The organism is Vibrio sp. S457-15, from assembly GCF_000960545.1.
GTDB classification, from domain to species: domain Bacteria; phylum Pseudomonadota; class Gammaproteobacteria; order Enterobacterales; family Vibrionaceae; genus Vibrio; species Vibrio parahaemolyticus.
In genome coordinates this window covers 1-17314 of record NZ_JYOQ01000174.1, presented here as the reverse complement: position 1 = coordinate 17314, position 17314 = coordinate 1, and the positions used below count along the sequence as shown (strand labels likewise).

Below are 17314 nucleotides of genomic sequence, written 5' to 3'. Positions count from 1 at the left end.
GGTGTTCTCGAAAATCAGACAACCATTTTAGAAATGTGATGATGTGGCAGATTTCCTTCCCGTTAACTAGAGGCTTTCTCAGTAATTGGACGTATTTCTGCTTTCGCGGGCACAAACCGTAGGGTTTTTGTGGGCTTTAAAAATGCTCATCGAAACGTTTCGATGGGTAAAGTGTGACTTGGTCGGCCTTTTCTTTCTCTTAGTTGGAAAAATCACGGATCATTCTCACACCTTACCGATCGGTGACTGGTGAAATCTCGCAAGCGTCTTATTATTGCATCGAAACGTTTCGATGAGTTTTCTGTTAATAATGAAAATTTCCTAAAACAGGCACTCATTGTTGTATGAACGTGTAACCGAAAGGTCGATGAGATGAAAAAAAGTACCCTTATTAACTCAGATATTTCTTACTTAGTGGCAACGCTAGGCCACACCGATGAAATCACGATTTGTGACGCGGGGCTGCCGATTCCTGATCATGTACAGCGCATCGATTTGGCGCTAACGCATGGCGTACCAAGTTTTCTTGATACCGTTCGCGTGATTTTGTCTGAGTCACAGATTGAAGGGGTCATCATTGCAGAAGAATTTTCCGATGTCAGTCCTGTTCTTCATGAAGCACTGCTTAAAGAGTTGAGCAAAGAGAGTGAGGAAACGGGCAAATCGATTGAAATCAAATACGTTTCGCACGAGGCCTTTAAAGCACGCACCGAGCAAAGTCGCGCAGTGGTTCGAACCGGTGAATGCACACCGTACGCGAACGTGATTTTCCAAGCGGGCGTGGTTTTTTAAGCCTGAGAATTGAGGACAGATTATGACTCAAGCCATTCTACAACTGAGCGAAATCGAAAAAGCGTTCCCAGGTGTAAAGGCGCTAGATAAAGCGAGCCTGAATGTATACCCAGGTCGTGTTATGGCGCTCATGGGCGAAAATGGGGCAGGCAAGTCAACTTTGATGAAAGTGCTGACCGGTATTTACCATATGGATGCAGGTAGCATTCAGTATCAGGGTCAACCTGCTGCATTTAAAGGTCCGCGAGATTCTCAAGAAGCGGGCATCAGCATTATTCACCAAGAGTTGAACTTAATCCCTGAACTGACAATCGCTGAGAACATTTTTCTCGGTCGTGAATTTACCGGTTCTATGGGGCGCATTCAGTGGAGCAAAATGTACGCGGAAGCGGACAGACTTCTACAACGTTTGAACGTGAAACACAGCTCGAAAACCTTGCTTGGTGATCTAAGTTTGGGTGAGCAACAAATGGTAGAAATTGCCAAAGCGCTCTCGTTTGAATCGAAAGTCATCATCATGGATGAACCAACCGATGCGCTTACTGATACAGAAACCGAATCTCTGTTCAAAGTGATTAATGAGCTTCGTGAGCAAGGCTGCGGCATTGTATATATCTCACACCGCCTGAAAGAAATCTTTGAAATCTGTGACGACATTACGGTGCTTCGTGACGGTAAATTTATCGGTGAATGCCGAGTAGCAGACACGGATGAAGACGGCTTAATCGAAATGATGGTTGGCCGCAAATTAGAAGAGCAATACCCACGTATTGATGTAAAGCACGGCGAGACATGCCTTGAAGTGATTGGCTTGACAGGTTCTGGCGTTCACGATGTGAGCTTCACGCTTAAACGCGGTGAGATTTTGGGTATCTCTGGTTTGATGGGCGCAGGCCGTACCGAGTTAATGAAAGTGATTTACGGCGCGCTACCAAGCGAGCATGGCGTTATCAATCTCGATAACAAAACCATTAATCCGGTTAGCCCGCAAGATGGCTTGGCAAATGGCATCGCTTACATCTCGGAAGACCGCAAAGGGGATGGTCTGGTGCTGGGCTTATCCGTGAAAGAGAACATGTCTCTGTGTGCATTGGATAAGCTAACCAAAGGCGTACAAATCCAGCACGGCGAAGAAGTCATCGCAGTGGAAGATTTCATCAAGTTATTCAACATTAAAACACCAACTCGCGACCAAATCATTGGCAACCTTTCTGGTGGTAACCAACAGAAAGTGGCGATTGCGAAAGGGTTAATGACCAAACCTAAAGTTCTGATTTTGGATGAACCAACGCGTGGTGTTGACGTTGGTGCTAAGAAAGAAATCTACCAACTCATCAACAAATTTAAAGCCGACGGCATGAGCATCATCTTGGTTTCTTCCGAGATGCCAGAAGTGCTAGGCATGAGCGATCGCATTCTTGTGATGCATGAAGGTCGCATTACTGGCGAATTTGATGCGAAAGACGCCGACCAAGAAAAATTACTCGCCTGTGCCGTAGGCAAAAAGATCAATGAGGAAGCAGCATGAGTACCAATACCATGAGCAAACCGACCGAAACAAGCAGCAAAAAGCTGTTTACTAAAGAGTGGTTGATTGAACAAAAATCACTGATTGCACTGTTATTTTTGATTGTTGTGGTGTCTTTTTTAAACCCGAACTTTTTTACGGTAGACAACATTCTTAACATCCTTCGTCAAACCTCAGTCAACGCGATCATCGCCGTAGGTATGACTCTGGTTATCTTAACTGCTGGTATTGACTTGAGTGTCGGCTCTGTCCTTGCGCTTTGTGGTGCATTTGCCGCGAGCCTAATCGCGATGGAAGTGCCAGTTTTAATTGCGGTTCCAACGGCTCTATTAGCTGGTGCGGCACTGGGCGCAATCAGTGGCATCATCATCGCTAAAGGCAAAGTGCAAGCCTTCATCGCGACGCTGGTCACCATGACATTACTGCGCGGTGTGACCATGGTTTACACCGACGGTCGACCAATTTCTACTGGCTTCACAGACACGGCAGACGCATTCGCATGGTTTGGTACAGGCTACGCGTTAGGTATTCCAGTGCCAGTTTGGTTGATGGTTGTTGTATTCGCAGCGGCTTGGTACCTACTTAATCACACTCGCTTTGGTCGCTATGTTTACGCACTAGGCGGCAATGAATCTGCGACTCGCCTGTCTGGTATTAACGTAGACCGAGTGAAGATTGGTGTGTATGCCATCTGCGGTATGTTAGCTGCACTTGCGGGCATCATCGTGACATCTCGTCTGTCTTCTGCTCAGCCAACGGCGGGTATGGGATACGAACTGGATGCGATTGCAGCTGTGGTACTTGGCGGTACGAGCTTGATGGGCGGTAAAGGCCGTATCATGGGGACATTGATTGGTGCGCTGATCATCGGCTTCTTGAACAATGCGCTTAACCTACTGGACGTTTCTTCTTACTACCAAATGATAGCAAAAGCAGTGGTTATCTTGCTGGCGGTATTGGTAGACAACAAAAACAAGTAATTCATAACAATCTACATATCAATATGTGAATACAAATCGAGCCAGTAGGCGTGTGCTGGCTCACCCTACACAAAGGACTAGAACGATGAAAAAACTTGCAACTCTTATCTCTGCTGCACTTCTTTCTTCCACTGTATCAGTAGCGGCGCAAGCCCAAGATACGATGGCGATTGTGGTTTCGACCCTAAACAACCCGTTCTTCGTAACGATGAAAGACGGTGCGGAAGCTAAAGCGAAAGAACTGGGATACGATTTGATTGTACTGGACTCGCAAAATGACCCGAGCAAAGAACTGTCAAACATCGAAGACCTAACCATTCGCGGTGTAAAAGCGATTTTGATCAACCCAACGGATTCTGACGCAGTGTCTAATGCGATTCGTATGGCAAACCGTTCTAACATCCCTGTGTTAACGCTAGACCGTGGTGCAAGCCGTGGTGAAGTAGTGAGCCACATCGCATCTGACAACGTTGTAGGCGGCGAGATGGCTGGCCACTACATCATGGAAAAAGTTGGCGAGAAAGCAAAAGTGATTCAGCTGGAAGGTATTGCTGGTACGTCTGCGGCTCGTGAGCGTGGTGAAGGCTTCATGACCGCTGTGAAGGGAAGCGATATGGAGCTTCTTGCTAGCCAACCGGCTGACTTTGACCGCACGAAAGGTCTAAACGTAATGGAAAACCTACTGGCTGCTAACCCGGATGTTCAAGCGGTGTTTGCGCAGAATGATGAGATGGCTCTAGGTGCACTACGCGCGGTTCAAGCGTCTGGTAAAAACGTCATGATCGTTGGTTTTGACGGCACAGAAGACGGTATCGCAGCGGTTAACCGTGGCAAGCTAGCAGCGACCATCGCGCAGCAACCTGATCTTATCGGCGCGTTAGGTGTTGAAACGGCTGACAAAGTACTGAAAGGCGAGAAAGTGGATGAGTACATCCCAGTTCCTCTAAAAGTGGTAACAAAGTAAGCCTGACGTGCGATAAAGCGTCCTAATTTCTTTGCTCTCTCCTCTGTTTATATCTGTCGTTTAGGGGGAGAGGGCAAGGTTTATCTAAGCAGCCATGCATCTTGAGGTTGCTTGGGTATAGATGCCTTTGACTTTTTACAGCGACTCAAACGAGAAGTTAAAGTCATCTAAGTATTTTCCAAAAACAGTTTTTCAAAAAAGGGTTCATTCAGAACCGAGGATAACCGTATGAATAAGTTAGTGGTGTTAGGTAGTGTAAACGCTGACCATGTTCTTCAAGTGCCTTCTTTCCCTCGCCCTGGCGAGACGCTGCATGGTCGCAACTATCAAGTTATCCCAGGTGGCAAAGGTGCCAACCAAGCCGTCGCGGCGGCGCGATTAAATGCAGATATTGGTTTTATTGCTTGTGTAGGCGATGACTCTTTCGGCATCAATATTCGTGAAAACTTCAAAATGGACGGCATCGATATCACTGGTGTTAAGATGCAACCAAACTGCCCGACAGGCATCGCGATGATTCAAGTGTCGGACAGTGGTGAAAACAGCATTTGTATATCAGCAGAAGCAAACGCCAAACTCACATCAGAAGCGATTGAGCCAGATTTAGAACGTATTCGCCAAGCGGATTACTTGCTAATGCAATTGGAAACGCCGATGTGCGGCATTGAGAAAGCCGCGCGTGTGGCGAAAGATGCAAAAACCAACGTAATTTTAAACCCAGCTCCAGCTCGTGAATTGTCAGATGAACTGCTTGCTTGTATTGACGTGATCACGCCAAATGAAACGGAAGCTGAAGTGCTGACAGGTGTTACTGTAACAGACAACGAAAGCGCGCAAGAAGCGGCGAATGTGTTACATGGTAAAGGTATTGAAATTGTCATGATCACTCTCGGTGCAAAAGGCGTTTGGTTGAGCCAAAATGGTCGAGGTGAAATCATCCCCGGTTTCCGTGTCGAAGCGACCGATACCACCGCGGCAGGAGATACGTTTAATGGGGCATTCGTCACTGGTCTCTTAGAAGATTTACCTTTAGAATCAGCGATTAAGTTTGCACATGCGGCGGCTGCAATTTCTGTAACCCGCTTTGGCGCGCAAACGTCGATCCCAACTCGCGAAGAGGTGGACGCGTTTCTCGCTGAACAATAAAGCGCACAAGGCCTTTTAAAATAGGAGTAATAACATGGCGACGATGAAAGACATCGCAAAACTGGCAGGGGTTTCCACTTCAACAGTGAGCCATGTTATTAACAAGACGCGTTTTGTGAGCGAAGAAATCTCTGAACGTGTTAACAATGCAGCAAAAGAACTCAACTACTACGCGCCATCTGCTTTGGCGCGTAGCCTTAAAGTCAATCGTACCAAAACCATTGGTATGCTAGTGACAACCTCTACCAACCCATTCTTTGGCGAAGTCGTAAAAGGCGTGGAACGCAGCTGTTACCACAAAGGTTATAGTCTCATTCTATGTAACACCGAAGGTGACAACAAACGCATGCGCCAGTCCATTAATACGCTTTTGCAAAAGCGTGTCGATGGTTTGATCTTAATGTGCTCGTCGTTAGAAGGGGAGCGTATCGATGTATTTGAGCGTTATCCGGATATTCCTGTCGTGGTGATGGACAGGGGGCCGATGCTGTTTACAAGCGATAAAATTCAAGATAACTCACTTCGTGGCGGTTACTTAGCGGCAAAATACTTGATTGATTGCGGCCACACTGAAATCGGATGTATCACTGGCCCTTTGATTAAACACCAAGCGCAAATGCGATACGAAGGTTACAAGCGAGCGATGAACGAAGCAGGCTTGGAATTTAATGCCAATTGGATCATTGAATCGGACTTCGAATGTGAGGGTGGGTATCAAGCGTTCAAGAAAATAGTTGAACGAGGTAAATTACCCAGCTCGATTTTTGTCTCTAACGATATGATGGCGATGGGTGTGATTAACGCCGCAAATGAGCTCGGTATTAAAGTGCCAGATGATCTTTCCATTATTGGCTACGATGACATTCATATCGCGAAATTTATGTCGCCTTCCTTAACGACCATCCACCAACCTAAATATCGACTCGGCCAAGCCGCCGTCGAAACTCTTGTCCGAAGACTGGACGACAAATCTAACGAAGCTCAAGTCGTTCAACTGGAACCAACATTGGTTGTACGCAACAGTGTGAAATTGCTAAATTGTTGAACTCATTGTGCAAACGGATATCACATAACCACAAATTACGTGTGATATTGAGCTAGAAAATTAAAAAAGACATTTCTCTTGAAACGATAAAAGCTTATTATCATCGTTGCTTATAAATAAAAATGTTAATTGTTGTCTAGCGGATTAGTTAAATGTTATCAAAAGGTTATGCGAAGTTCTCGGTCAAACATCCTTGGTTTCACCGAGCGAATGTTCTCGCAGTAGTGATCACTTTTCTCGTGAGCTGTTACCAGCTATTAGTGAATGAAGCTTTTGAATACGTGATTGGCTTTGTTGTTACGCTATTGGCATCGGTGCTATTTGCGTCAGCTTCCGCTTTCAAAAAGCGCTACCTAGGACACGAGTCCTAGTTCATTTGGAATGAATAATTGAGATAAATAGGCGCTTTCAAGTAAGTAATGATCTGATTTATGATCGAGTGCATCAAGAGGAGGACAAATGTCCTCCTTTTTGTTTGTTGCTGCACCCTAATATGGGCGTATTCCAAACAAAATAATAAAGGACATCACCATGGACCTATTTGCCTTACTCGATATCAACAATACCCTCGTTAACATTCCGATTGGAGACGGCTACGCAATGAGCTGGATCGAAGCATTTGGAACCGTCTTTGGTCTGCTTTGCATTTGGTTTGCGAGCCAAGAGAAGACCATCAACTACGTATTCGGCTTACTGAATGTCACGCTTTTTGCTGTTATCTTTTTCCAAATTCAGTTGTACGGATTGCTACTTCTTCAACTGTTTTTCTTCTGCGCCAATATTTACGGTTGGTACGCATGGACTCGCCCAAATGCACAAGGTGAAACGTTGGAAGTTCGTTGGCTTAGCAAGCAAAAGCTGATGGCGACTGCGGTTGTTTGTGTGGTCTCGATTGCATTGTTGACCATCTACATTGACCCATTCTTCTTCGCGCTGGCAAACATTGCTGTTGATAGCCTAAACATTTTCGGTGCAGGCCTGTCTGAGCCAGTACTTGAGCCTGATGCGTTCCCGTTCTGGGATGCAACCATGACGGTACTTTCTGTTGTTGCACAAATTCTGATGACACGTAAATACGTCGAAAACTGGATTCTATGGGTTGTGATCAACATCATCAGTGTGGGTATCTACGCGACGCAAGGTGTTTACGCAATGTCTGTTCAGTACGCGATTCTTATGTTCATTGCTGCCAATGGTACGCGTGAGTGGGCTCGTAGTGCCAAGCGCAATGGCGATAAAACCTTAGCTCAAGCAGCAGCGTAAGGAACAAGCAAATGGCTAAACAACCTCATATTGGTGTTGATGAAACACAAGTCGCTCCTCTTGTTATTGTATGTGGCGAGCCAGATCGAGCGAATCGTATCGCGGCATTATTTGATGATGCAGAAATGGTGTCGGAAAACCGTGAGTACCGCGTGTTTACCGGCAACTACAAAGGTCAGGCTGTTTCTGTATGCAGCACAGGCATCGGCGCACCATCGATGATCATTGCGGTAGAAGAGCTCAAACAGTGCGGCGTAACTCATGTGGTACGTGTTGGATCTGCGGGTGCAATGCAATCGCAGATTCAGCTTGGAGAATTGATTGTTGCTGAAGGTGCAGTAAGAGACGAAGGTGGCTCCAAATCGTACGTCGATTCTGCTTACCCTGCGTACGCAAGCTTTACTCTACTGAAAGAAGTCGAGCGTTATTTGTCGACGCAAACGACGCAATATCATTTCGGCGTAGTACGTTCTCACGACAGTTTCTATACCGATGACGAAGAGGCCATTTGTCAGTACTGGAACAAGAAAGGTATTCTAGGTGCAGACATGGAAACTTCGGCGCTGTTTACGGTCGGTCGATTACGAGGCCTTCATGTGGCTTCGATTTTAAACAATGTCGTACTCTACCAACAAGATGTGAAGGAAGGGGTAGGTCAGTACGTAGATGAAGCTAAAGTGATGATGGAAGGTGAAAAGCTTGCATCTTTCACGGCTTTAGAAGCGTTGATTGCCCAAGCATAGCGTCATCTCTTTCTAAGATTAATATCAAAAGCGGCACATGGTTGTCGCTTTTTTATTTGGTTTCATCGTCTTAATGGAAGGGGTACAATCCATCTGAGATTGTTATCAATAGTAATTGTCTGGATGAATAAGCAAACTGGCTTAGTCTTTGAGTTGCTCATTTGTCCGGATTCGCATCCTTCCTAGCTCAGAGAAAAACGCATGAAAATCAGCCCTTATCCGACTGGTCGCTTCAAAAACTATCTAGAACAGAAAAGTGCCGCGTTTCGTGATCTCATCTATCAGTGCCAAGTAAACACTCGTTATTTTGATGCAGGCGAAGCCATTTTGCGCCAAGGCGAGCAACTTCAGTACCTGTATATCGTGCCTGTGGGACGTGTTTCTATGAGCATTTTGGCCGCCAATGGGCGACGTTTCCAACTAGGGGAGGCGAACTGCGATTACCACATTTATGGCGAAATGGAGTACTTTACTCAAACCCCTTGCCAGTGGAATGTGGTGGCTGATGAGCACATGCAAGTCGATGTCATTTGCATTCAAAAACTGACCGAAGCACTACAGCAGCACCCTGAGATGATGGTGTTTTTTGCCTCTGCACTGGCAGAAGACTATCAGGACTCAATGGATATCTATACTAACCGTTTGCTGCATCCCATCACTTACAACATTGCCTATGATCTTCTCGTCCGTAATCAGACGGATACGCTGCTTGGTGGCTTTGACAAAGTGAACCAAGAGGCGGAACGATTTGGTACGTCAGGCCGTGTTTATCGACGTGCGGTCAAAGATCTTATCGATAAAGGACTCATTGCAAAAACCGACAATGGCTTAGCGATTCTTGATGAAATGGCGTTAAAAGCGTTCATCGATTCGCACGAATAATTCAATTCGGGATTGCAATGATTGTCATTCATAAGTGCTTGAAATGGTTTAATCTAAAATCACTGTAATGAATGTAAAGTCGTATAAATCTTGTTGAATGCTTTTGAGAGTAACGCTATATTGCGAACGCGCATGATAATAGATTTCATTAAGGCTCAACAAAATGAAAAAACTCGTCAGTGCGGCTGTTTTCTCGCTGCTAACCATTTCTCCATCTTTTGCTGCTAACGTTGTTATTGACCATTACATGGGAAAAACCGAGTTAGAACAATCACCTAAGCGGGTGGTTGTGATTGGTTTTGGTCCTTTAGATGCTTTGGATAACTTCGGGATTGACCCTGTAGCTGTGTCAAACTCATCTCATCTTCCGAGCTACCTTTCTAAGTACAGCAAAGAGAATTACACATCTGCAGGCAGTTTGTTTGAGCCTGACTTTGAAGCTATTTATATGCAAAAACCAGATCTGATCTTGGTTGGCCCGCGTGGCTCTGCGAAATATGAAGAGCTAAGTGAAATTGCCCCAACGGTTGTGTTTGCAGCTAAAGAAGGCGAAGGTTATTGGGAAGGCACGCAGGCTCAATGGCGTAACATTGGCAAAATCTTCAACATTGAAGACAAAGTCGAGCAAAAGATTGAAACATTGGATGCTCAATTTAAAGCGATTCGCGACTACAACCAAACGAACAATAACGATGCACTAACGATTTTGAGCATCGGTGACAACATCAGTGCCTTTGGTGCGAAGTCCCGCTTCGGTGCGATTTACAATGACTTTGGTTTCATTGAAACGGTAAAAAACATCAAGACTGGTACACACGGTGACGTGATTTCTTACGAGTTTATCCGTGAAGCTGATCCGAAAAACATTTTGGTGATCGACCGTAACTCGCTGCATGCGAAGCCGAGCCAAGACCTTCGTAAATCGATGGACAATGATTTGGTGAAAGCGACGACGGCATACAAGAACCAAAAAATTACGTTCTTGGATGTTGATGCGTGGTACTTGGCTATGTCAGGCGTGACTGCGACAGAAAAAATGGTCAACGAGATCAAAAACACCGTCGATCTTTAAGCCCGGCTAGCAGAGGTTAACTTTGAAAAAGTTATTGCTAACCCTTGTGGTTTTAAGCATGGTTTCGTTGTTTGTTGGGGTGGCAGATATGACGCCCCAACAATTGTTTTCTGGCGATGCAAAAGCATTAGAGCTTTTCTTCACTAGCCGTATTCCTCGTTTGTTCGCGATTTTGCTTGCTGGGGCAGGGCTGAGTATCGCTGGCCTTGTGATGCAGCAGATCAGCCAAAACCGTTTTGCCGCGCCTTCGACCACGGGGACAATCGAGTGTGCCATGTTGGGCTACGTAATGAGCGTGGTTTTCTTTGGCGATGGTGATCATCTTTGGTTGGTGTTTGGTATCTCCGTGCTTGGAACGCTTACGTTTGTGCATTTCATCCAACGTATCCAATTCAAAAGTGTGGTGTTTGTACCGCTCGTCGGGATCATTTTCGGTAACGTTATTGAATCGATGACCACGTTCATCGCCTACAAGTACGATGCGCTCCAAAGCTTGAGTGCTTGGTCGGTCGCTAACTTCGCCAACATTTTGCGGGGGGATTTTGAACTGCTTTACATTGCGGTTCCGATGGTGATTCTCAGTTACTTGTTTGCCGCAAGAATCTCTGCGGTCGGTATTGGTAAAGACTTTGCCGTGAACTTGGGTTTGAACTATCAGCAAGTGGTTACTATTGGCGTGCTGTTGGTGTCCATCATGTCCGCAAGTGTGGTGATGATTGTTGGTCAGCTGCCGTTTCTTGGCCTTATTGTGCCGAACCTCGTCAGTCATTTTTACGGTGATAACCTGAAGAAGAACATTCCTTTAACCGCCATGTATGGTGCCATATTGGTTCTCGGCTGTGATTTAGTGAGTCGTTTGATCATCTTCCCTCATGAAATGCCAATTTCCATTGTGATCAGCATTTTAGGTGGCGTGGTATTCATTGCGATGTTGCTAAGAGGTAAGCAGCATGCGTGATTCAACCAAAATCGTTTTGCTCGGTGTTATCGCTCTGGTGTTTGCCTTTTTGTTTATCGGCATTGGCTTGAACGCAGACAACTACCAGTACTTTCTTTCGCGACGTGTACCCAAAGTGCTGGCGATTGTATTAGCTGGCGTGGCGATTGCTCAGTCATCTATGGTGTTTCAAACCATTACGCATAACCGGATATTGACGCCAAGCATTATGGGCTTTGATGTTTTGTACGTGCTCACACAAGTGTTGATCGTATTGTTGTTTGGTGGGTTGAGTACATTAGTGTTGAATATCTACGTCAACTTCACCATCGCGGCATGCATCATGGTGGCGTTTTCACTGCTTTTGTTTGGCTTCTATTTCTCCAAAGGCAGCCGAAATTTGATCACCTTATTGTTGGTCGGTTTGATATTTGGTCAGCTGTTTTCCAATGTTGCGTCTTTTTTCTCGTTATTGATGGATCCCAATACGTTCGCTTTCGTGCAGTCCAAACTGTATGCAAGCTTTAACAACGTAAAGGTTAATCTCGTGTACTTCAGTGCGCCTATGTTGATATTGGCTTGCTGGTTGCTGTTTCGTATGCATCGCACATTGGATGTGTTCTGGTTAGATCAAGACAACGCAAAAAGCTTGGGTGTTGATGTGCCGAAAGTGACGCGCAACGTCTTCATCCTTTCTGCGGTTTTGATTGCGATTTCTACCGCTTTGGTTGGCCCAATTATGTTCTTTGGTTTGCTTGTGACCAACTTGAGCCGCGAGATGTTTCATTCCTATCAACATAAAACATTGTTGATAGGCTGTTCACTGTTGGCCATTAGCTCCTTGCTTTCAGGGCAGTGGATCATTGAAAACGTTTTTAATTTTGAGACAACGCTAAGCGTGGTCATTAACTTCCTTGGCGGCATTTATTTCTTGTATCTGCTGTTGAAAAACAAAGTCGTATAAACATGATAGTCATAGAGAAACTAACCAAAGCATTTGGTTCGAGTAAAGTCGTTGATAGCGCGGATACTCAGTTCGAAAAAGGCAAAGTGACGTCAATCATTGGCCCAAATGGAGCTGGCAAGAGTACCTTACTCTCCATGGCTTCTCGCCTAACAGAGCGAGACGGTGGTAGCGTCATCATCGACTGTAAAGAGATCGCTGAGTGGGATACTAAAGAGCTGGCGAAAAGGCTTGCTGTGCTTCGCCAAGCGAACTCAATCACGATGCGATTTACCGTGAAAGAACTGGTCTCTTTTGGTCGCTTCCCTTATTCAAAAGGCAATCTTACCAAAGACGATCATGCTGTCATTGCACAAGCCATTGATTACTTAGACCTGCAAGATATTCAAGATAAATACTTGGATGAGTTGAGTGGTGGTCAGCGCCAGTTGGCGTTTATCGCCATGGTGATTGCTCAGGATACGGACTACGTTTTCTTAGATGAACCGCTGAACAACTTGGATATCAAGCACTCATTGCAGATCATGAAGGTGATTCAAAGGCTTGCTCATGACATGAACAAAGCAATGGTGGTTGTGATTCACGATATCAACTTCGCGGCGTGCTATTCCGATGTCATTCTGGCGCTTAAACAAGGTAAAGTGGTGGCAAGTGGCGCGGTTGAAGAGGTGATTCAGGCAACAACATTGGAAGACATCTACGAAACGCCATTTAACATCATTGAGTTAAATGGCAAGCGCATGTGCACTTACCACTAATCTGAACCAACTTGTTGCCTTTAACGAACTGCAATAGATAGGCGAGCTTACTTAGTGAGCTCGTCTATGATTGGGCAGCGACTTTTTGCATCGCCAGGACAAGCCGATACCCAACCTTCCAACTGCTTTTTAATTTCCATCAGGTGAGCAATTTTCTCTTCTACTTCGCGCAGTTTATCCATCGTTCTTTCTTTCACTTCGCTGCTTTTACGGTTTGGGTTATGCGCAAGCTGGACGAATTCTTTACATTCTTGAAGTGAAAATCCTGCGTTTTTTGCTCGTGAAACTAAGTTAAGTTCTTGAATATGATTATCCGAATACTCGCGATAGCCAGAATCACTGCGCGCTGGTGGAGAGATGATCCCTTTGTCTTCATACAAACGAATCGACTTTGATGACAGTCCCGTTAGCTTCGCGACAGCGCCAATATTCATGTTTAACCTCCACATTCGAGATAACACCGATGCCGTTAATTGTCGTTGTGTATCAGCGCGTTAAACATATTGTTTTTACGCAGCGTTTGATTTGCAACCCGATGGCATTGGCTTGATGTTTAACGCGAGTATATACCCATGTCGTTGACGATATATACCCCAAAAGTGCGTAAGTAGGTTGGATAGACGCATTGTTGAGCGTTCCCGTCACTCTTTTACGATCTCATGGGGCGGCACACCGAACACTTTTTTAAACGCATTAGTGAAATTAGAAGGATGGAGATAGCCCGCTTCGTACGCGGCTTCAGTAATCGACACTAAACCACGCTCCAAATGTACTCTTGCGATCTCAAGACGACGATAACGGATATAACCATTCACCGTCATATTGAGTGACTGTTTAAAGCGGCGTTGTAGGTTAGACACACTCATCGAGAATACCTCTGCAATGTGTTCGAGGCTCAACTCTTGTTCAAGGTGCGTTTCGATATAGCTGACAATGTTTTCCACGCGTGAATCACTATGACGTTCGGTGATTTTATCTCGGTAACAGTTGGTGTTTTGAGGGCAAAAATCCTGTGGCATTTGTTGTGTTGCGTGAAATAGAATTTGATAAATCAAACTTTCGATTTCGAGCTTGTCTTGGAAACGATGTGGTGTATCCCGGTTGGTGAGTTCGGTGGCAAGTTCAGTTAACGCCTGATTAAGCTCTAGGTGGTAAAAGGCTTGGTGCGTTTCAAAGAAGGCAGTACTGCAACACGACTCTTCCGTACGGGACTCTAACCATTGCGGCTTTACAAGAATATTAATCTTGTTGACCTGATTGTTTTCAATAAGCGAACGACGAAAGTTAGTAGGATGAATGAGATTCACCACCACGCCTTGAGGTGTATCACTGGCGTCGAGATCGAACTGTAAATCGTCGTAGCCAAAAGAGAGTTTTCCTTCGAGAAGAATGGTGATCAACAACGAAGCGTGCGCGGTAGAGACGATATTGGAGTCAACCAATTCAATGCAGCGCCCACCATGCACAAAAATCTGGTCATTGTACTGATAAGACAAAAACTTCCCTTCAGCCAGTTGGGTCTGGCATGGTTGCCCTTGCGTCACAATAAACTGTTTTTCCGTGGCTTCCAGTTTTTGGGTCATAGCTATTTTGCCAAGTTTAGTTCGTTTGGCGGTGACTTCCTGCATTTGACGTTTCCTCATAACACTTGTGCGATTTCGCATAACTGAATCGCCTTTGTATTTATAAAACACCTGCTTATTATACCTGAGAATTGTTATCATTAATATTTAGGAATGTACTTATGGAAAGCCCAGCTTGCTCATCAATCAAGCTTTCAAGCCTTTGCCTTGCAGTGGGAATGGCCTTGGCAAATCCCGTTTTAGCTCAAGAATCTGACTCTCATTTCGAAGAAGTCGTAGTATGGGGAACGAAAGTTTCCAGCAATACCGAATCGATGTTCGCGGACGATATGTCATTAAAGCAGGCCGATCATATGTCGGATCTACTGCGTGATATTCCGGGCGTTGATGTGGGTGGCACTCACTCAGTCAACCAGCGCATCACGATTCGCGGCTTGGGTGAGACTGACTTGGATATCCGTCTGGATGGCGCGTCACAACACGCGAGTATGTTCCACCACATCGGTAACTTAACGCTGAACCCCGATATTCTTAAGTCGGCAGATATTCAAGTGGGTAACAACTCAGTGACGCAAAATGGGTTGGGTGGTTCGGTGTATTTTGAAACCAAAGACGCACGTGATTTGCTTCGTTACGATGAAACTTTTGGCGCGCGTGTATACGGTGGTTTCGCATCTAACGACAACCAACAAGGCTCTTTAACGTTATACGGTTTGCTGTCAGAAAACGTAGACGTAATGGTTTACGGTCACTACGTGACGCGTGACGATTTCAAAGATGGGAACGGCGACAAGACGTTTGGCTCGGCAGGGGACGTTTACAACATTTTTGCGAAGCTTGGTTACGAGTTTAATGACATTCACCGCTTCGAACTTTCCTACGATATGTACCGTGACAGCGGCGATTACAGTCCTCGCCCTGATATGGCAGGTAGTGCAAACAATGGCTTGTCGAGCAAGTTGCTGATCCCAACGGATTACGATCGCGATACCGTCACGCTCAGTTACGAGCTTAGAGGGGAGAAGCACCAAGGTAACGTGACGCTTTACAACACCGAAACTGAAATCAAACGTGATGAAACGGTTATGGCACCGCGTTGGCCTTCGAACCGCTTGTCAAAGAACACGGCTAAGAACCAAAACTTCGGCTTAAATGCGAAATTCCAATCGGATTTTGCTCTCGCTCAGTTTGATAACCGAGTGACTTATGGCTTTGACTACATGGATAAGACGTCATCTAGTTACTATGGCAGCAGCAAGTTTATGGATGAATCGGCAGTTTCAACGGCGCTGTTTGTTGAAGATCAGTTCTTCTTTTCGGATGCCTTCTTTATTACTGCGGGTCTGCGTTTTGATGATTACAAACGTAAAGCGGAAACAGGCACAAGCAATTTTGATGACGTGACTTGGGCATTGGCTGCAGAGTGGGCGGTGACACAAGACTGGACGCTGTTTGCGAGCTCGCGTTCACTGTTTAAAGGTCCAGAGTTGATGGAAACGTTCATCGCGTATCAAGACGTTGCGTACCTCGATGAAGGCATGAAAGCGGAAACGGGCCAAAACACCCAAGGTGGTCTGCGTTTCAACAAGACGTTGGATAAACACTTCTTCGGTGCCAATGTGACGGTTTTCCAAACAAACATTGATGATTACATTGCTGATAAATACCAAGATGCGACTCAAACCTACCTGATTTACAACATCGGTGACGTTGAGATCAAAGGCTTTGAAGCCAGTGCGTCCTACGGGTATGACAAATTCAACAGTAAGCTTTCTTACTCGCGGTCTGATACCAAAAACAAGAACACTGGCGGCCCAGTCGCAGGTGGTAATGGTCGCAGTATCGACATGGGTGACAGCATTGCTTTAACGCTGGATTACCAATCTGATTCGCTAGAAACCATCTTTGGTTGGACATCCATGTTTGTATTTGAAGAAGACAATGTGTTTGATGGCCAACCTGCTAAAGATAGCTACGATGTGCATAATCTGTACGCTCAGTGGATGCCGTCAAACGTTGATGGCTTATCGGTAACGTTCGGTATCGATAATATCTTCGATGAGGTTTACACATCACATGCGTCACGTTCGGGCACGGTACGCGGCTTCATGCTAGATGATTACGAACCAGGTCGCAACTTCAAGCTTTCCGTGGCTTACCAATTCTAAAACCAATTCATAAGGCTCTCGAAAGAGGGCCTTTTTACACGAATAAGCAAAGTGACAATATGATCAAAGAAACGACCAAGATTGAAAGTGAACACGCGAGCAAATACTTAGTGACGCTATGCCGACATTTCGCACGTAAAGTGCCTGCAACGTGGTATGAACAAAGTGGCTTGGTAACATTCCCTGCTGGAAAGGCAGAATTCAGTTTGAATGGGCTCTGCCTCATTATTGCGTGTGAAGCGGATTCTGAAAAGCAGTTGGAGCAAGTGAAGGGCATTATTGAATCGCATGTCGAAATGTTTTCACGTAGAGAGACGCTCGAGCTTGATTGGATTCGATAAAAACGAATTTTAGACAATAAAAAAGGTTCATCGCGGCTTTCCGGGGAAAGCCGCTTTTATCTTTAAGAAGAAGTAATCAGTGTCTCGATAGCCATATCCCATCCTCTTGATTAACTTTATCTTGTTATTTATCCCTTCAAGCGTACAG

The 17314-nt window shown here is 45.4% G+C and carries 19 protein-coding genes; 16 read left to right on the top strand and 3 right to left on the bottom strand.

Translation table 11 applies throughout. The features are described 5' to 3' along the window. The first annotated feature begins 372 nt into the window (after positions 1-372). From rbsD to vctC, 14 genes are all read left to right on the top strand, one after another. The gene (rbsD, locus tag UF05_RS17425) at positions 373-792 is read left to right on the top strand and encodes a D-ribose pyranase (RefSeq protein WP_015313345.1); all 420 of its coding nucleotides are present in this window, start codon (positions 373-375) and stop codon (positions 790-792) included. Between the two features lie 22 nt (positions 793-814). Next, positions 815-2320: a ribose ABC transporter ATP-binding protein RbsA gene (gene rbsA / locus UF05_RS17420; protein WP_021449517.1), complete on the top strand. Its 1506-nt coding sequence runs from the start codon at positions 815-817 to the stop codon at positions 2318-2320. After that, positions 2317-3300 carry a ribose ABC transporter permease gene (gene rbsC / locus UF05_RS17415; protein ID WP_005463702.1) on the top strand — a complete coding sequence of 328 codons (984 nt, stop codon included), beginning with the start codon at positions 2317-2319 and terminating at the stop codon, positions 3298-3300. The genes rbsA and rbsC overlap by 4 nt, the downstream gene beginning before the upstream one ends. A gap of 85 nt (positions 3301-3385) precedes the next feature. Beyond that, positions 3386-4264, top strand: a complete 879-nt coding sequence (gene rbsB, locus UF05_RS17410) for a ribose ABC transporter substrate-binding protein RbsB (protein WP_005463703.1) — start codon at positions 3386-3388, stop codon at positions 4262-4264. 228 nt (positions 4265-4492) lie between these two features. Further along, positions 4493-5410: a ribokinase gene (gene rbsK / locus UF05_RS17405; RefSeq protein ID WP_017447445.1), complete on the top strand. Its 918-nt coding sequence runs from the start codon at positions 4493-4495 to the stop codon at positions 5408-5410. Positions 5411-5444: 34 nt separating this feature from the next. Beyond that, on the top strand, positions 5445-6455 hold the full coding sequence (locus UF05_RS17400) for a substrate-binding domain-containing protein (RefSeq protein WP_045545422.1): 1011 nt from the start codon (positions 5445-5447) through the stop codon (positions 6453-6455). Between the two features lie 152 nt (positions 6456-6607). Further along, on the top strand, positions 6608-6826 hold the full coding sequence (locus UF05_RS17395; RefSeq protein WP_025794438.1) for a hypothetical protein: 219 nt from the start codon (positions 6608-6610) through the stop codon (positions 6824-6826). Positions 6827-6986: 160 nt separating this feature from the next. Next, entirely contained in the window at positions 6987-7718 is a 732-nt protein-coding gene (gene pnuC, locus UF05_RS17390; protein ID WP_005499105.1) for a nicotinamide riboside transporter PnuC, read from the top strand. An 11-nt stretch (positions 7719-7729) separates the two neighbouring features. Then, positions 7730-8461 carry a nucleoside phosphorylase gene (locus UF05_RS17385; protein ID WP_045545421.1) on the top strand — a complete coding sequence of 244 codons (732 nt, stop codon included), beginning with the start codon at positions 7730-7732 and terminating at the stop codon, positions 8459-8461. 201 nt (positions 8462-8662) lie between these two features. After that, positions 8663-9343: a Crp/Fnr family transcriptional regulator gene (locus UF05_RS17380; RefSeq protein ID WP_005455737.1), complete on the top strand. Its 681-nt coding sequence runs from the start codon at positions 8663-8665 to the stop codon at positions 9341-9343. 163 nt (positions 9344-9506) lie between these two features. Beyond that, positions 9507-10415, top strand: a complete 909-nt coding sequence (locus UF05_RS17375) for a siderophore ABC transporter substrate-binding protein (RefSeq protein WP_045545420.1) — start codon at positions 9507-9509, stop codon at positions 10413-10415. Positions 10416-10437: 22 nt separating this feature from the next. Next, positions 10438-11373 (top strand): iron chelate uptake ABC transporter permease subunit VctD, encoded by a 936-nt coding sequence (gene vctD, locus UF05_RS17370; protein ID WP_025794435.1) that lies wholly within the window; start codon positions 10438-10440, stop codon positions 11371-11373. Further along, a complete protein-coding gene (gene vctG / locus UF05_RS17365) occupies positions 11366-12316 on the top strand; it encodes an iron chelate uptake ABC transporter permease subunit VctG (RefSeq protein ID WP_045545419.1) in 951 nt (316 codons plus the stop codon). Before vctD ends, vctG begins: the two co-directional genes overlap by 8 nt. Before the next feature lie 2 nt (positions 12317-12318). Continuing rightward, positions 12319-13074 carry an iron chelate ABC transporter ATP-binding protein VctC gene (gene vctC / locus UF05_RS17360; RefSeq protein ID WP_005482130.1) on the top strand — a complete coding sequence of 252 codons (756 nt, stop codon included), beginning with the start codon at positions 12319-12321 and terminating at the stop codon, positions 13072-13074. Between the two features lie 47 nt (positions 13075-13121). On the opposite strand, the gene cueR is transcribed toward vctC, so the two are convergent. Further along, a complete protein-coding gene (gene cueR, locus UF05_RS17355) occupies positions 13122-13508 on the bottom strand; it encodes a Cu(I)-responsive transcriptional regulator (protein WP_005486235.1) in 387 nt (128 codons plus the stop codon). Between the two features lie 207 nt (positions 13509-13715). Beyond that, positions 13716-14702, bottom strand: a complete 987-nt coding sequence (locus tag UF05_RS17350) for a helix-turn-helix domain-containing protein (RefSeq protein WP_045545418.1) — start codon at positions 14700-14702, stop codon at positions 13716-13718. A gap of 116 nt (positions 14703-14818) precedes the next feature. Here UF05_RS17350 and UF05_RS17345 point away from each other — a divergent pair, with 116 nt between their 5' ends. Together UF05_RS17345 and UF05_RS17340 are read left to right on the top strand one after the other, a co-directional pair. Then, positions 14819-16825 carry a TonB-dependent siderophore receptor gene (locus tag UF05_RS17345; RefSeq protein ID WP_045545417.1) on the top strand — a complete coding sequence of 669 codons (2007 nt, stop codon included), beginning with the start codon at positions 14819-14821 and terminating at the stop codon, positions 16823-16825. A 59-nt stretch (positions 16826-16884) separates the two neighbouring features. Next, on the top strand, positions 16885-17166 hold the full coding sequence (locus UF05_RS17340; RefSeq protein WP_045545416.1) for a DUF2218 domain-containing protein: 282 nt from the start codon (positions 16885-16887) through the stop codon (positions 17164-17166). A gap of 27 nt (positions 17167-17193) precedes the next feature. Here UF05_RS17340 and UF05_RS25000 read toward each other — a convergent pair. Then, the coding region (locus UF05_RS25000) for a transposase (RefSeq protein ID WP_137408763.1) at positions 17194-17314 on the bottom strand (121 nt) is incomplete at its 5' end.